General features: G+C 57.5%; 13 protein-coding genes. 3 read left to right on the forward strand and 10 right to left on the reverse strand.

The features are described from left to right. Positions 1–2: 2 nt before the first annotated feature. On the reverse strand, positions 3–437 hold the full coding sequence (locus L362_RS15990) for a DMT family transporter (protein ID WP_023344086.1): 435 nt from the start codon (positions 435–437) through the stop codon (positions 3–5). Between the two features lie 95 nt (positions 438–532). On the opposite strand from L362_RS15990, the gene L362_RS15985 reads away from it, so the two are divergent. Then, the gene (locus L362_RS15985) at positions 533–1495 is read left to right on the forward strand and encodes a LysR family transcriptional regulator (RefSeq protein ID WP_023327409.1); all 963 of its coding nucleotides are present in this window, start codon (positions 533–535) and stop codon (positions 1493–1495) included. Here L362_RS15985 and L362_RS15980 read toward each other — a convergent pair. From L362_RS15980 to L362_RS15965, 4 genes are all read right to left on the reverse strand, one after another. Beyond that, positions 1470–2498, reverse strand: a complete 1029-nt coding sequence (locus L362_RS15980; RefSeq protein ID WP_021241377.1) for a methionine synthase — start codon at positions 2496–2498, stop codon at positions 1470–1472. The genes L362_RS15985 and L362_RS15980 overlap by 26 nt on opposite strands. A gap of 23 nt (positions 2499–2521) precedes the next feature. After that, complete coding sequence (locus L362_RS15975) at positions 2522–3496, reverse strand: DUF1852 domain-containing protein (RefSeq protein WP_023344087.1); 975 nt, start codon at positions 3494–3496, stop codon at positions 2522–2524. Between the two features lie 179 nt (positions 3497–3675). Next, on the reverse strand, positions 3676–4167 hold the full coding sequence (locus L362_RS15970; RefSeq protein WP_008502317.1) for an Hcp family type VI secretion system effector: 492 nt from the start codon (positions 4165–4167) through the stop codon (positions 3676–3678). A 253-nt stretch (positions 4168–4420) separates the two neighbouring features. After that, a complete protein-coding gene (locus L362_RS15965) occupies positions 4421–4942 on the reverse strand; it encodes a DUF2778 domain-containing protein (RefSeq protein ID WP_023344088.1) in 522 nt (173 codons plus the stop codon). Positions 4943–5209: 267 nt separating this feature from the next. Between L362_RS15965 and L362_RS15960 the strand changes: the two genes are divergently transcribed. Continuing rightward, on the forward strand, positions 5210–5749 hold the full coding sequence (locus L362_RS15960; protein ID WP_021242569.1) for a DUF2058 domain-containing protein: 540 nt from the start codon (positions 5210–5212) through the stop codon (positions 5747–5749). Positions 5750–5756: 7 nt separating this feature from the next. Here L362_RS15960 and L362_RS15955 read toward each other — a convergent pair whose 3' ends face one another. After that, positions 5757–6443 carry an RluA family pseudouridine synthase gene (locus L362_RS15955; RefSeq protein WP_023344089.1) on the reverse strand — a complete coding sequence of 229 codons (687 nt, stop codon included), beginning with the start codon at positions 6441–6443 and terminating at the stop codon, positions 5757–5759. A 90-nt stretch (positions 6444–6533) separates the two neighbouring features. Next, complete coding sequence (gene azoR, locus L362_RS15950) at positions 6534–7139, reverse strand: FMN-dependent NADH-azoreductase (RefSeq protein ID WP_008502313.1); 606 nt, start codon at positions 7137–7139, stop codon at positions 6534–6536. 205 nt (positions 7140–7344) lie between these two features. Between azoR and hrpA the strand changes: the two genes are divergently transcribed. Further along, positions 7345–11247 (forward strand): ATP-dependent RNA helicase HrpA, encoded by a 3903-nt coding sequence (gene hrpA, locus L362_RS15945; RefSeq protein ID WP_023344090.1) that lies wholly within the window; start codon positions 7345–7347, stop codon positions 11245–11247. A gap of 82 nt (positions 11248–11329) precedes the next feature. Here the strand turns inward: hrpA and L362_RS15940 are convergent, their stop codons facing one another. The 3 genes from L362_RS15940 to L362_RS15930 form a co-directional block, all read right to left on the reverse strand. Beyond that, complete coding sequence (locus L362_RS15940) at positions 11330–11989, reverse strand: O-methyltransferase (protein WP_008502311.1); 660 nt, start codon at positions 11987–11989, stop codon at positions 11330–11332. 147 nt (positions 11990–12136) lie between these two features. Beyond that, positions 12137–13516, reverse strand: a complete 1380-nt coding sequence (locus L362_RS15935) for an efflux transporter outer membrane subunit (protein ID WP_023344091.1) — start codon at positions 13514–13516, stop codon at positions 12137–12139. Further along, a complete protein-coding gene (locus L362_RS15930) occupies positions 13513–14595 on the reverse strand; it encodes an HlyD family secretion protein (protein WP_023344092.1) in 1083 nt (360 codons plus the stop codon). Before L362_RS15930 ends, L362_RS15935 begins: the two co-directional genes overlap by 4 nt. Positions 14596–14609: the final 14 nt, after the last annotated feature.

The raw sequence follows: 14609 nt of genomic DNA on the forward strand, positions 1-14609 counted from the left end.
GTTTACCCCTTTGCGACCAGTACCAGTGCGGCAATAATAAAAACCAGCGCCACGATGCGTCTTGCGTTTATCTTCCTGTGCGGCGTACCCAGCAGGCCAAAGTGGTCAATGATCAGGCTTTTAAAAACCTGACCTGCCAGAATGCCAATCATCGTCAGCGCGATGCCGATAGTCGGCGTGGCGAGCGTCAGTATGACGACGTAGATCGGACCCAGCACCCCGCCGAGGAGCTGCCAGCCGGGCTGTGCGAAAAACGACGGGCTGTTGCGCGGGCTGAAAAACAGCATCAGCAGAAACGTCAGCACGGCGCCGACGCCAAAAATGCTGAACGTCGCCCATAAATCCCCGACCTTCCCCCCCAGCGGTCCCAGCAGGCCCGCCTCGACGGAGAGGCCCATCCCGCCAGCAATCACCAGTAAAATCAAAACCAACTGCATTCTTCTTCCTCCGTTTTCAGGCGAAGAAGATTACGTGGGTTGTGCAATGAGAAAAATGCCATAATGGTAGAAACACCTTTGCAGGATATGCATTAATGGTTGACGCCAGCAACATCAACATCCGCGCGCTGCTGATCTTTATCGACGTGTATGAAGCGCAGAACTTCTCCGTCGTGGCGCGGCGGCAGGGGATATCGGCCTCGCAGATATCGCGCGTGATCCACCAGCTCGAGGATGCGCTCGGGCAGCAGCTTTTCTATCGCAATACGCGGGCCGTCATTCCCACGGAAAGCGGTCATCTGTTTATTCGCTACGCCCGGTCGATGGCGGAGAATCTTGAAGAGGCGCGCCGGGAGCTGGACGCGCGTGCGGTGGAGCCGTCCGGTGCGATCCGCATTAACGGACCGGTGTTTTTCGGCCAGAAGCACATAGCCCCAGGACTTCCCGGCCTGTCGGCACGCTATCCTCGCCTGAGCGTAGAGCTGACGCTGACCGATGATTTCATTGACCCCCACCGGGATGCGGCAGACCTTATCTTCCGCATTGGCGTGCTGACGGACTCGTCGTTTCGCGCGCGGGTGTTTGGGCAGCAGGTGTACCATCTGGCCGCGTCGCCAGACTACGTGCGTAAACACGGTGCGCCAGAAGTGCCCGACGATCTGAACCGCCATCATTGCCTGGTGTATCGCGGATCGTCAGGGCCTAACCGCTGGCTGTTGCGCAGGGCGGGCGAGGCGTGGACACACTATCCCGTGACGCCATTGATGACCTCGAATAATGCGGAAGCGTTGCTGGCTGCGGCGCTTGGCGGGATGGGGATTGTGTTGTTTCCGGACTGGCTGGTGAGCGAGCCGCTCCAGCGCGGTGAGCTGATTCCGCTCCTGCCCGCGCTGGAGTGCGCCATCACTACGGAACAACAGGCTATCGCGGCGATCTACCCTGATGCCCGACATCCGCCCCTGAACGTCAGGGCGGTGATTGATTATTACGTCGAGCGCTTTGGTACGCCGCCGTACTGGCAGCGTAAGGGGATTACGCGCCAAGCTCCTGGCGGATAATTTCTGCGCCAGCGCTGAGTGCTTTAAGCTTGCCGTTGGCAACCTGACGGGAGAGGGGCGCCATGCCGCAGTTGGTTGACGGGTACAGCTTGTCGGCGTCGACAAACTGCAGCGCTTTTCGCAGCGTATCGGCCACTTCCTCCGGCGTTTCAACCGTGTTGGTTGCCACATCGATCGCCCCAACCATCACTTTTTTACCGCGGATCAGCTCCAGCAGATCCATCGGCACGCGGGAGTTGTGGCACTCCAGGGAGATGATGTCGATGTTAGAGGTCTGCAGCTTAGGGAAGGCCTCTTCGTACTGGCGCCACTCCGAGCCGAGCGTCTTTTTCCAGTCGGTATTGGCCTTGATGCCGTAGCCGTAGCAGATGTGGACCGCGGTTTCGCACTTCAGCCCTTCAATGGCGCGCTCCAGCGCGGCGATGCCCCAGTCGTTGACCTCATCAAAAAAGACGTTAAACGCCGGTTCATCGAACTGGATAATGTCCACGCCTGCGGCCTCTAACTCTCGCGCTTCCTGGTTGAGGATCTTGGCGAATTCCCAGGCCAGCTTTTCGCGGCTTTTATAGTGCGCGTCATACAGGGTGTCGATCATGGTCATCGGCCCCGGCAGGGCCCATTTGATCGGCTTGTCCGTAAGCTGGCGCAGGTACTTTGCATCGTCGACGAAGACCGGTTTCTGGCGCGCAACCGCGGAAACCACGGTCGGCACGCTGGCGTCATAGCGGTTACGAATGCGCACCGTCTGGCGGTTCTCAAAATCGACGCCGCTCAGGTGTTCAATAAAGGTGGTGACGAAGTGCTGGCGGGTCTGTTCCCCGTCGCTGACGATATCGATTCCCGCGCGGATCTGCTCATCCAGAGACAGGCGCAGCGCATCCTGCTTGCCTGCCAGCAGTTCCTGATCCTGTAACTTCCACGGTGACCAGAGCGTCTCCGGTTGCGCAAGCCAGGTCGGCTTTGGCAGGCTGCCAGCCGTTGAAGTCGGGAGCAATGTTTTCATAATAAAAGACCTTTTTTAATGTATTAAAGCGTGTAGTTATCAGACCACTGCTCAAGAATGTGTTTGTAAGGCTTAATAAAGTACTCTTCGGTAAACCGACCCTGTTCAATCGCAAGACGGCTTCGCTCTTCCCGGTCATACACAATTTTGGTTAAGGAGTGATCCTGCTGGTTCAGATCCGGTCGGTAGCACAGCCCCGCCGCCGAGTTGGCGTTATAAATTTCCGGGCGATAGATCTTCTGGAACGTCTCCATCGTGCTGATGGTGGCGATCAGTTCGAGGTCGGTGTAATCACTCAGCAAATCCCCGGTAAAGAAGAACGCGAACGGCGCCACGCTGTGTTCCGGCATGAAGTAGCGCACGCTCAGGCCCATCTTCGCGAAGTACTGCTCCGTAAGCGATTCGCCATCCGGCTGGTACTCAACGCCCAGCACGGGGTGCTGGTTACCGGTGCGGCGATAGATATCTTTGCTGGAGACGCTCAGGCAAATCACCGGTCCTTTTGTGAAGTTCTCTTTGTATTCCGGTGAACTCACAAAATGGCGGAAGATATTGCCGTGCAGTTCGCCAAATTTTTCCGGAATGCTGAAGTGCTGCTGGTTCTTGTTGTGCTCCAGCAACAGCACGCTGAAATCATAATCCCGCACGTAAGACGAGAAGTTATTCCCGACGATGCCAGGGATACGCTGGTTGTTTTTCTTGTCGACAATGGTGGTTTGCAGTATCTCAATGGCCGGGAACGGCTTTTCCGCGCCAATATTCATATCGACAGAGATGATTTCAAGCTCAACCGCATAGCGATCGGCGTTTGGGTTATCCCAGCGCGCTAAGGCGTTAAAGCGGTTGTTGATCATCACCAGCGTATTGCGCAGGTTCTCCTGACGCTTTTCCCCGCGCGCCAGGTTGGCAAAGTTGGTGGTCGTACGCGTATTTTCTGACGGGTTGTAATTCTCATCGAAGCAACTGCGCTTAAGGGTATATGTGAAAGCTTTGCTCATTGTGGTTATGCATCCTAAGTTCATGTTGCTAAGAAGTTACCAATGCATAATTTATGCCTGAGCCCGCGGCGCAGGGGAAGTGACTTAATTTCAATGCAACATGAGGGAAGTTCATGAACAGGATTGCGCACAGCCTGGAGAGGAAAGTGAGAGAGTAAGGGGCATCGCGCCCCTTAGCGTTATGCTGTAGGGCGTTCGTTCCAGGCGTCACTGTGCATTATGTTCCCGTCGACGATGCGCCAGGTAATTTTTTCGTACTGCAGACTTACGCTTTCAACATGGTTCATTTTATCGTTGGCAGCGATTTTCACGTTCGGCACGCTGCAGTTAACACCCGTAACCTTTACGTTCTCCATTAGTACGGTGTAATAACAGACTTCCTGTCCGGCATCATTAATATGATAGAACTTAATTTCAGCGCTTTTGAGTGCCTGACCGGTAGATGCTGCTTTGTAAAGGTAGGGCGTGGCGCTATCAACTTCCTTTTCAATCCGCATAGATGAGTGTTGACGCGTGCCGGTGATCTTGCCGTTAGCGCTGTCTACCGGGAGGTTTAGGCCATGACTCAGTCCTATGATCTCAATGCTACCTTCACGATCCTGAACATCTACAGAACCTTTAATATGTGCTCCACCGTCGTCTTTTAGCCACATGTAGGGAGGAATAGGCATTCTTTATTTCCTTATTTTATTGAGTAGTAGGGCTGTTAAACGGTAAATAACCATAGCGAGGGTCAGTACGATTAAAATATCGATATTGGTATATGTGTCGTATAGTGTTTCAGCATTCACATCACCATAAATAAAATCACATAGAGATGAGACCACGTCATGATCAAGATAGCGTTCAGCGGGTCCCAATGTGCGGCCTACTAAAATGCTGATGCATAGAAACCAGACCGTTTTGAACAGCCTGATGCCCCATTTAAGGGCAAGTGTAGGTATATCCACTTTCACTCACCTCAACCCAACCGCGTGCCATCAGTGAACGCATACAGGGAACCTGAATAAGCTCTGTACCCATGAGAGCATTCCGGATCAGTGCGTAATCAGAATTATGGGCAATCGTGATACATCCTTCAGATACCGTACCCGGATGCAGCCGAAACAAACCCCGATAGACGTTATCAATCCAGGTACCATCATCGATTCCCCAGTCATCCTTGTACAAAGCAAACCACTCATCGCGGCCAAATTCTGCACCGGACCTGACCTTATTCCACCGATCCTGAACCTTCGCTTTTAAACCTGAAAAGAAACCTCCAGTCCCTCTGTCAACAATCCAGTATTTACCTGGGGGAATTGGACCCGACCCTTTAACTGCACCACAAAATCCGTTGTTTCTGTAAATTCCCTGCCCGGAATGCGCCATAAACACGCCAACGCCGTACAGGTTAAAAGGCGCATATTCAGCACCATTTAGCAGCATCGTTCCTTTTAAGGCCATCTTTTCTCCGCATCCTTTTATTAAGAGAAAGCCAGCCTACGCCTGACGTGACCATAGATATTCAACCCACATCATATTTATGAACGGCTCATTTTTTTTAAGAAAATGACCTGACAATTTTTAATCACGCTTTCGCGTTAACCTTAGTAAATGCTGAATGAATAATGAACCAGACTCAGCTAACAAAACGCCATGCCTACTTCTCTGGCACACGCTCCGCAATTCCCGCTATAATCCCCAAAATTTCCAACCGGTTTAGAAATAATCATGACAAAACTCACCTTACAAGAGCAGATGCTGAAAGCGGGCCTCGTCAGCAGCAAGAAAGCGGCGAAAGTGCAGCGCACGGCAAAGAAATCACGCGTTCAGGCGCGTGAGGCTCGGGAAGCGGTAGAAGAGAACAAGAAGGCCCAGATCGAGCGTGACAAGCTGCTGAGCGAGCAGCAGAAGCAGGCCGTGCTGGCGAAAGAGTTTAAGGCGCAGGTGAAGCAGCTGATCGAGATGAACCGCATCACCGTGGCGAAAGGCAATATCACCTTTAACTTCACCGACGGTAATCTGATCAAAAAAATCGAGGTGGACAAGCAAACCCAGGCTCAGCTGATCAACGGCCGTCTGGCGATTGCCCGCTTGGTCATCAACGCCAGCGGCGACTGCGAATACGCGATTATCCCGGCGGTAGTGGCCGATAAAATTGCCCAGCGCGATGCCGACAGCATCGTGTTAAACAGCGCGCTCAGCCAGGAAGAGCAGGACGAAGACGATCCGTACGCGGACTTCAAAATCCCTGACGATTTGATGTGGTAAACCACATTCAGAACGGGGCGGCGTGGCGGGCGTTAACCGGCTCGCCGCTCACGGGATGAATAAAATTCAGCTCGCTGGCATGCAGCATCAGCCGGGGCGCGTCTTCAGCGCCCGGCACGTCAAGACCGCCATACAGATCGCAACCCAGAATCGGGTGCCCCAGCTGCTGGCAGTGAATACGCAGCTGATGGGTTCGCCCGGTCTCCGGGATCAGTTTCACCCGCGTTAACGGTAATCCCGCCCCCTGATAAAACCGTTCTACAACCTGGTAGCGGGAGCGGGCGGGTTTACCGGTAATGGCGCAGATCGACATCAGCGGGAACAGCGCCGGGTCTTTGGCAATCGGCGCATCAATGACCCCTTCATCATTTTCCACGTGGCCGCAAAGCAGGGCGTTGTAGACTTTCTCCACGCTGCGCTGGCTAAACTGCTGGCACAGTGCCGCGTTAATGGCCTTATTGCGCGCAACCACCATCAGCCCGGACGTGCCAAAATCCAGACGGTGCACCAGCGAGCAGCCCGGGAACGTCTGAACCAGACGATAGTGGACGGAATCAAGGTTTTGCGGATTTTTGCCCGAGAGGCTGAGCAGACCGGAAGGCTTGTCGATCAGCAGCAGATGTTCATCCTGCCAGAGGATCTGAATGTCATCGTGACACGGTGGGGCAATAAAAGAATCAATGATCGCAGACATCAGGCCGCCCGGCTGGAGAGTGGGAGCGGATGATAACGAAATGCGGGAGAAAAGAAAAACCCTCCCACCGGGCGGTGAGAGGGTGAAGTCTTACGCTGCAACCAGGCTGTCGATGGCGGCTTTCGCGTCGGTCTGCGCTTTGGTCGCCACTTCCGGACCGTAAGCGATACCTTCCGCGAACACGAAGTTCACGTCAGTGATGCCGATGAAGCCCAGGAACAGGCTCAGGTACGGCGCAACCAGGTCGGTTGGGGTGTCTTTATGGATACCGCCGCGGCTGGTCAGTACGATTGCACGCTTGCCTTTCACCAGACCTTCAGGGCCGTTCTCGGTGTAACGGAAGGTTACGCCAGCGCGCGCCACCAGGTCGAAGTAGTTCTTCAGCTGGGTTGGGATGTTGAAGTTGTACATTGGGGCGTTGATGACGATGACGTCATGCGCCTGCAGCTCAGCAATCAGCTCGTCGGACAGGGCCAGCGCTTCCTGCTGACGCGGGCTCAGCGGTGCATCGCTTGGGCGCAGCGCGCCAACCAGCTCGCCATCAAGCACAGGAATGGGGTTTGCAGCCAGGTCACGCACGGTGATTTCGTCAGCAGAATGCTGTTCACGCCACTGTTCAACGAAGTAATCAGACAGCTGACCAGACTGAGAGTACCCTGCCAGAATGCTGGATTTCAAAACTAATACTTTGCTCATGGGTGATTCCTGTTGTTGCATTTGATTGAAGGGGGTTGCCCCGTTGCTTGTTGACACTCTATTCACAATCCTGCCACAGAGATAGCGCAATATATCGAAGCCTATTTTCGAATTTTTTGAATAAGGCACGAAAGGCGTCAGTGTGGTACTCTATAGCAATCATTAAAAAGAGAGTTTATCAGGGCGTGTACTGCCCTTTAACGCTATGACAGAACAACAAAAATTCACCTTCCCGATGCTCCTGCAACAGCTCGATTCTCTGACGCTGCGCGATAAACAGCGCTTTGCCCGCCGTCTGCACGGCGTCAAGAAGGTTAAAAATCCTGATGCTCAACAGGCCATTTACCAGGAGATGGCGAAAGAGATTGAACAGGCGGCAGGGAAGGTTGTGCTGCGCGAAGCTGCGCGCCCGGCAATTACCTACCCGGAAAACCTGCCCGTCAGCCAGAAGAAACAGGACATTCTTGAGGCCGTACGCGACCACCAGGTGGTGATTGTCGCGGGTGAAACCGGTTCGGGGAAAACCACCCAGTTGCCGAAAATCTGTATGGAGCTGGGCCGCGGGATAAAAGGCCTGATTGGCCATACCCAGCCGCGTCGTCTGGCGGCGCGCACCGTCGCCAACCGTATTGCCGAAGAGCTGCAGACGGAGCCGGGCGGCTGCATCGGCTACAAGGTGCGCTTCAGCGACCACGTGAGCGATAACACCATGGTCAAGCTGATGACCGACGGTATTCTGCTGGCGGAAATCCAGCAGGATCGCCTGCTGATGCAGTACGACACCATCATCATCGATGAGGCGCACGAACGTAGCCTGAACATCGACTTCCTGCTCGGCTACCTGAAAGAGCTGCTGCCGCGTCGCCCGGATCTGAAAGTGATCATCACCTCCGCGACCATCGACCCGGAACGCTTCTCGAAGCACTTCAACAATGCGCCGATTATTGAGGTGTCTGGGCGGACGTATCCGGTTGAAGTGCGCTATCGCCCGATTGTGGAAGAGGCGGACGATACCGAGCGCGACCAGCTGCAGGCCATCTTCGACGCCGTTGACGAGCTGGGCAACGAAAGCGCGGGCGACATTCTGATCTTCATGAGCGGCGAGCGCGAAATCCGCGATACTGCCGATGCGCTCAGCAAGCGCGACCTGCGCCACACGGAGATCCTGCCGCTGTATGCCCGCCTGTCCAACAGCGAACAGAACCGCGTCTTCCAGCCGCACAGCGGACGCCGCATCGTCCTGGCGACCAACGTGGCGGAAACCTCGCTGACCGTGCCGGGCATCAAATACGTGATCGACCCGGGTACGGCGCGCATCAGCCGCTACAGCTACCGCACCAAGGTCCAGCGGCTGCCGATTGAGCCGGTCTCTCAGGCATCGGCCAACCAGCGTAAGGGCCGCTGCGGCCGCGTGTCGGAAGGGATCTGCATTCGTCTCTATTCCGAAGACGATTTCCTGTCGCGCCCGGAGTTCACCGACCCGGAAATTCTGCGCACCAACCTGGCGTCCGTTATCCTGCAGATGACCGCCCTGGGGCTGGGCGACATCGCGGCGTTCCCGTTCGTCGAAGCGCCGGATAAACGCAACATTCAGGACGGCGTGCGTCTGCTTGAAGAGCTCGGGGCGATTACCACCGACGAGCAGGCGACGGTTTATAAGCTGACGCCGCTGGGCCGCCAGCTCAGCCAGCTCCCGGTCGACCCGCGCCTGGCGCGTATGGTGCTGGAAGCGCAAAAGCACGGCTGCGTGCGCGAGGCGATGATCATTACCTCGGCGCTCTCCATTCAGGATCCGCGCGAGCGTCCGATGGACAAACAGCAGGCCTCGGACGAAAAGCACCGTCGCTTCCACGACAAAGAGTCCGATTTCCTCGCCTTCGTGAACCTGTGGAACTACCTCGGCGAGCAGCAGAAGGCGCTCTCTTCGAACCAGTTCCGCCACCAGTGCCGGGTGGATTTCCTCAACTACCTGCGCGTGCGCGAGTGGCAGGATATCTATACCCAGCTTCGCCAGGTAGTGAAAGAGCTGGGCATTCCGGTGAACAGCGAACCGGCGGAGTACCGCGAAATTCATATCGCTCTGCTGACCGGCCTGCTGTCCCACATTGGGATGAAGGACGCCGAGAAGCAGGAGTATACCGGCGCGCGCAACGCCCGTTTCGCCATCTTCCCGGGTTCTGGCCTGTTCAAGAAGCCGCCGAAGTGGACCATGGTCGCGGAACTGGTGGAAACCAGCCGCCTGTGGGGACGCATTGCCGCCCGTATCGATCCGGAATGGGTGGAGCCGGTGGCGCAGCACTTGCTGAAGCGCTCGTACAGTGAACCGCACTGGGAGCGCGCGCAGGGCGCGGTGATGGCGACCGAAAAAGTGACCGTTTACGGCCTGCCGGTGGTCGCCGCGCGCAAGGTCAACTACAGCCAGATCGATCCGGCGCTCAGCCGCGAGCTGTTTATCCGTCACGCGCTGGTGGAGGGAGACTGGCAGACGCGCCACGCCTTCTTCCGCGAAAACCTGAAGCTGCGCGCGGAAGTGGAGGAACTTGAGCACAAGTCCCGCCGCCGCGACATTCTGGTGGACGACGAGGCGCTGTTCGAGTTTTACGACCAGCGCATCAGCCACGATGTGATTTCCGCCCGCCACTTCGACAGCTGGTGGAAGAAGGCCAGCAAAGAGACGCCGGACCTGCTCAACTTCGAAAAGAGCATGCTGATTAAAGAGGGGGCGGAGTCGGTCAGCAAGCTCGACTACCCGAACTTCTGGCATCAGGGCAACCTCAAGCTGCGGCTGACCTATCAGTTCGAGCCGGGGGCCGACGCGGACGGCGTGACCGTCCACATTCCGCTGCCGCTGTTAAACCAGGTCGACGAGAGCGGGTTCGAGTGGCAAATCCCCGGCCTGCGCCGCGAGCTGGTGATTGCGCTGATCAAATCCCTGCCGAAACCGGTGCGCCGCAACTTTGTGCCTGCGCCAAATTACGCGGAAGCGTTTTTGGGCCGCGTCACGCCGCTGGAGCTGCCGCTGCTGGACGCGCTGGAGCGCGAGTTCCGCCGCATGACCGGCACCACCATCGACCGCGACGACTGGAACTGGGATCAGGTGCCCGATCACCTGAAAATCACCTTCCGCGTGGTGGACGATAAAAACAAAAAGCTGCTGGAAGGGCGTTCCCTGAGCGAGCTGAAAGAGGCGCTGAAAGGCAAAGTCCAGGAGACGCTCTCTGCGGTGGCCGACGACGGCATCGAGCAGAGCGGGCTGCACATCTGGAGCTTTGGCCAGCTTCCGGAGAGCTACGAGCAGAAGCGCGGCAACTATAAGGTGAAAGCCTGGCCTGCGCTGGTAGACGAGCGCGACAGCGTGGCGATCAAACTGTTTGATAACCCGCAGGAACAGCAGCAGATGATGTGGCGCGGGCTGCGTCGCCTGCTGCTGCTCAACATCCCGTCGCCGATCAAGTATCTGCACGAGAAGCTGCCGAACAAGGCCAAGCTGGGGCTCTACTTTAACCCGTACGGCAAAGTGCTGGATCTGATTGACGACTGCATCTCCTGCGGCGTGGACAAACTCATTCACGAAGCGGGCGGCCCGGTCTGGACGGAAGAGGCCTTTGCTCAGCTGCATGAAAAGGTGCGCGCGGAGCTGAACGACACCGTGGTGGAGATTGCCAAACAGGTCGAGCAGATCCTCACCACCGTGTTCAACATCAACAAGCGTCTGAAAGGGCGCGTGGATATGACCATGGCGCTGGGTCTGTCGGACGTGAAGGCGCAGATGGCGGGGCTGGTTTACCGCGGCTTTGTCACCGGCAACGGCTTCAACCGTCTCGGCGATACGCTGCGCTATCTCCAGGCGATTGAAAAACGGCTGGAGAAGATGGCTATCGACCCGCACCGCGACCGCGCGCAGATGCTGAAAGTGGAGAGCGTCCAGCAGGCGTGGCAGCAGTGGCTGAACAAGCTGCCGCCAGCGCGCCGCGACGACGAAGACGTGCAGGCGATCCGCTGGATGATCGAGGAGCTGCGCGTCAGCTTCTTTGCCCAGCAGCTCGGTACGCCGTATCCGATTTCGGATAAGCGTATTCTGCAGGCGATGGAGCAGATTTCCGGTTAAACCCTTGCCCGGTGGCGCTGCGCTTACCGGGCCTACGAGTGCGAAATGTAGGCCGGGTAAGGCAAAGCCGCCACCCGGCTGGTTATCGTTCTACAATCGCCAGCGTAAACCCATCCCATCCCTTAATCCCCACCGTTTGCAGCGCGGTGGCGGTTAAGCGCGGGTTATCGCCCATCATTTCAATAAAACGCCGCACGCCCAGCACGCGCGCGTCGTCGCTTTGACCGTTAATGACTTCGCCATCACGGACCACGTTATCGCCGATAATTACCGTACCGGGGCGGGAGTAGTGCAGCGCCCATTCCAGATAGCCGGGATTGTTCGGCTTATCGGCATCAATAAAGATCAGGTCGAACGGCGGAACCTCGCCGAAATTCTCCAGCGAGCTCAGCGCCGGGCCTTCAATTAATTCAATGCGTTCGTTTAACCCCGCAAGCTGAATATTCTCGCGCGCAACGCGGGCATGCGTGGGATCGGCCTCAAGCGTAATCAGCTTACCGTCCGGCGGCAGCGCGCGCGCCATCCAGATTGAGCTGTAGGCACCCAGCGTCCCGATCTCAAGAATGCGTCTTGCCTGCGTCATGCGCACGAACAGCGCCAGCAGCTGCCCCTGATTAGCCGCGACATCATGTTCAGGCAGCCCGGCGCGTTTGTTGTTTTCCAGCACCTGATTCAGTACGTCATCGTCAGGAATAAGTGACGAAATCATGAAATTATCAACTGCAGACCACTGTTGTTGCATAGATTGACTCCTTGTGGGGATTGCCGGGTGGCGGCTACGCCTTACCCGGCTTACAGGGCTGAGGAATAAACGCCGGGTGGCGCTTCGCTTACCCGGCCTACGGGGCGAAATGTAGGCCCGGTAAGCGAAGCGCCACCGGGCAGGTTTTCAGGCACTGACCCAGCCGCCGCCCAGCGCTCTGTACAAATCAATCTGCGCCAGCAGCAGGTTATTTTTCACCTGCACGACGCTGGTCTGGACCGAGAACAGCGTGCGCTGCGCGTCCAGCACGTCCAGATAGGAGGAGTAGCCGTTGCGATAGCGATTCTGCGCAATGCGCAGCGTCTCCTGGGCCACATCCTGCTGGGCAAGCAGCTCCGTCAGCTGTTCCTGATAGCGACTTATCGCATCAAGGCTGTTGTTCACTTCGGCAAATGCGTTACGCACGGTTTTTTCATAAGCGTACAGCGCCTGGTTACGCTGGGACTGAGAAATATCCACCTGCGCATTCAGCGCCTGGCGGTTCAGCAGCGGGGCGAGAATACTTCCCCCTGCGCTCCAGAGCTGAAGCGGGTTGTCCAGCAGGCCGGAAAGGGTGCGATCCTGAACCGATCCTGTCGCGGTCAGGTTGATCGACGGCAGCAGGCTGGCGCGCGACGCCGCGAGCGAGGCATCCGCCGCCACCAGCTGGCGTTCGGCCTGGACGATATCCGGCCTGCGGTTCAGCAGCGTAGAAGGCAGCTGCGACGGCAGCGTTAGCGGCGTCAGTGCTGCAAAGCTTGCGCTGCGCGCCACGTCGCCCGGGTTGCTTCCCAGCAGCAGGCTGAGGGCATTCTCCTGCTGTGCAATCTGGTGCTGCAGCACGGGCACCTGCGCCCGCGTTGAGCGAAGTTCGGAATCCGACTGCATCAGCTCCAGGCGCGAGCTGTAGCCCGTCTCAAACTGACGCTTCGCAAGGTTAAACGCCTCTTCGCGCGATTTCAGCGTGGACTCGGTCACCCGCAGCTGCTCGTCAAGCGAGAGCAGGGTGACATACCCGGATGCCACAGACGAGGCGACGGTCAAATCCGCGGCCGCGGCGGCGGCTTTTTGCGCCGCCAGCGAGGCTTCGGCAGCGCGAGAGGTGCTGCGGTTGACGCCCCAGATATCCACGTCATAGCTTGCCGTCAGGCTCCCTTTGTACACTGTGCCGTAAACCGGCAGCCCGGTCGCAGCGGATTGTGAACGGGCGCGCGTCCCGGTTAAGCCCGCGTCGAGGGAGGGAAACAGGCTGCCGTCGGCCGCATAGACCCGCGCCTGATACTCGTTTATCCGTTCGCGGGCGATCAGCACGTCGCTGTTATGCTGTAGCGCCTGATCCACATAGCGGTTCAGGTGGTTGTCATGGAAATTACGCCACCAGAGCTGCTCCGTCGGGCTGGCAGGGCCGGAGACGGTGCGCCACTGGGTGGGGATGTGCAGCGTCGGCTGCGCCGGTTTGACGTCAACGGACTGGCATCCGGCCAGCATGACCGCCGCCACCAGCGCGGCTATCGGGCGAAGGATCATTGCTTCGCCTCCCGCGTATCAATGGTTACCTGCACCGACATACCCGGACGCAGCAGCGCGGCCTCCTCTGGCTTACCGAGCACCTCAATACGCACCGGAATACGCTGGGCAATTTTGACAAAGTTCCCGGTGGCGTTATCCGGCGTGATGGCGCTGAACTCCACGCCGGTCGCCGGGGAGATGCTCTCCACGCGGCCCTGATACCCCTTGTTGTTCAGGGCATCAACGGTGAACTTCACCGGCTGGCCGACGCGCAGCTCCGCGAGCTGGGTCTCTTTAATGTTGGCGATGACCCAGTGCTGCGGCGGCACCAGGGTGGTGAGATGGGTTCCGGCGGTCACGTAGGCCCCGAGACGCACGGCGATCTGGCCGAGCTGGCCGTCACGCGGCGCCACAATGCGGGTGTTTTGCAGGTCAATCTGCGCCAGCTCCAGCGCCGCTTTGGCGTTTTCAACATCCGCTTCCAGCGCACCGCGATTGACAATCACCCTCTGCAGATCCTGACGCGACATCTCAAGGGCGGCTTTCGCCTGGTCGATGTCGGCGCTACCCTGAGCGGCACTGGCCAGCGCGGCGTCGCGCTCGCGAATGGAAAGCGAGCCGTCCGCCGTCAGCTCTTTCACCCGTTTTAAATCCGCCTGGCTTTTCAGGCTCTGGGCGCGGGCATTTTTCAGCGCGGCGTCATTTTTGGCGATTGTTGCTTCGGCGCTTTTACGCTGCTGCAGGTTGTTATTCAGGGCGGCAATTTTCATCGCCAGCTGCGCCTCTGCCTGATGCACCCGCTGACGATAGATACGGTCATCGATCTGCAGCAGCAGGTCGCCTTTTTTCACCTGCACAAAGTCCTGAACCTTCACCTCGGTGATATAGCCGTTCACCTGCGGGCTGATAAACGTCGTCTGGCCGCGCACGTAGGCGTTGTCGGTAAACTGCGCGTGACGGGTGAACGGCGGCAGTTGCCACGCATAAAGGATCACCAGCACGCCGACAATACCGATGGCGGCGGCGGTGAAAACGGAAACAATGCGCACATTTTTGCGGGTGTTGGCCTGCTCTTTGGCGGCATCCTGCTGACTCATAAACTCTCCAGAAC

Source organism: Enterobacter sp. MGH 16 (assembly GCF_000493175.1).
GTDB classification, from domain to species: domain Bacteria; phylum Pseudomonadota; class Gammaproteobacteria; order Enterobacterales; family Enterobacteriaceae; genus Enterobacter; species Enterobacter roggenkampii.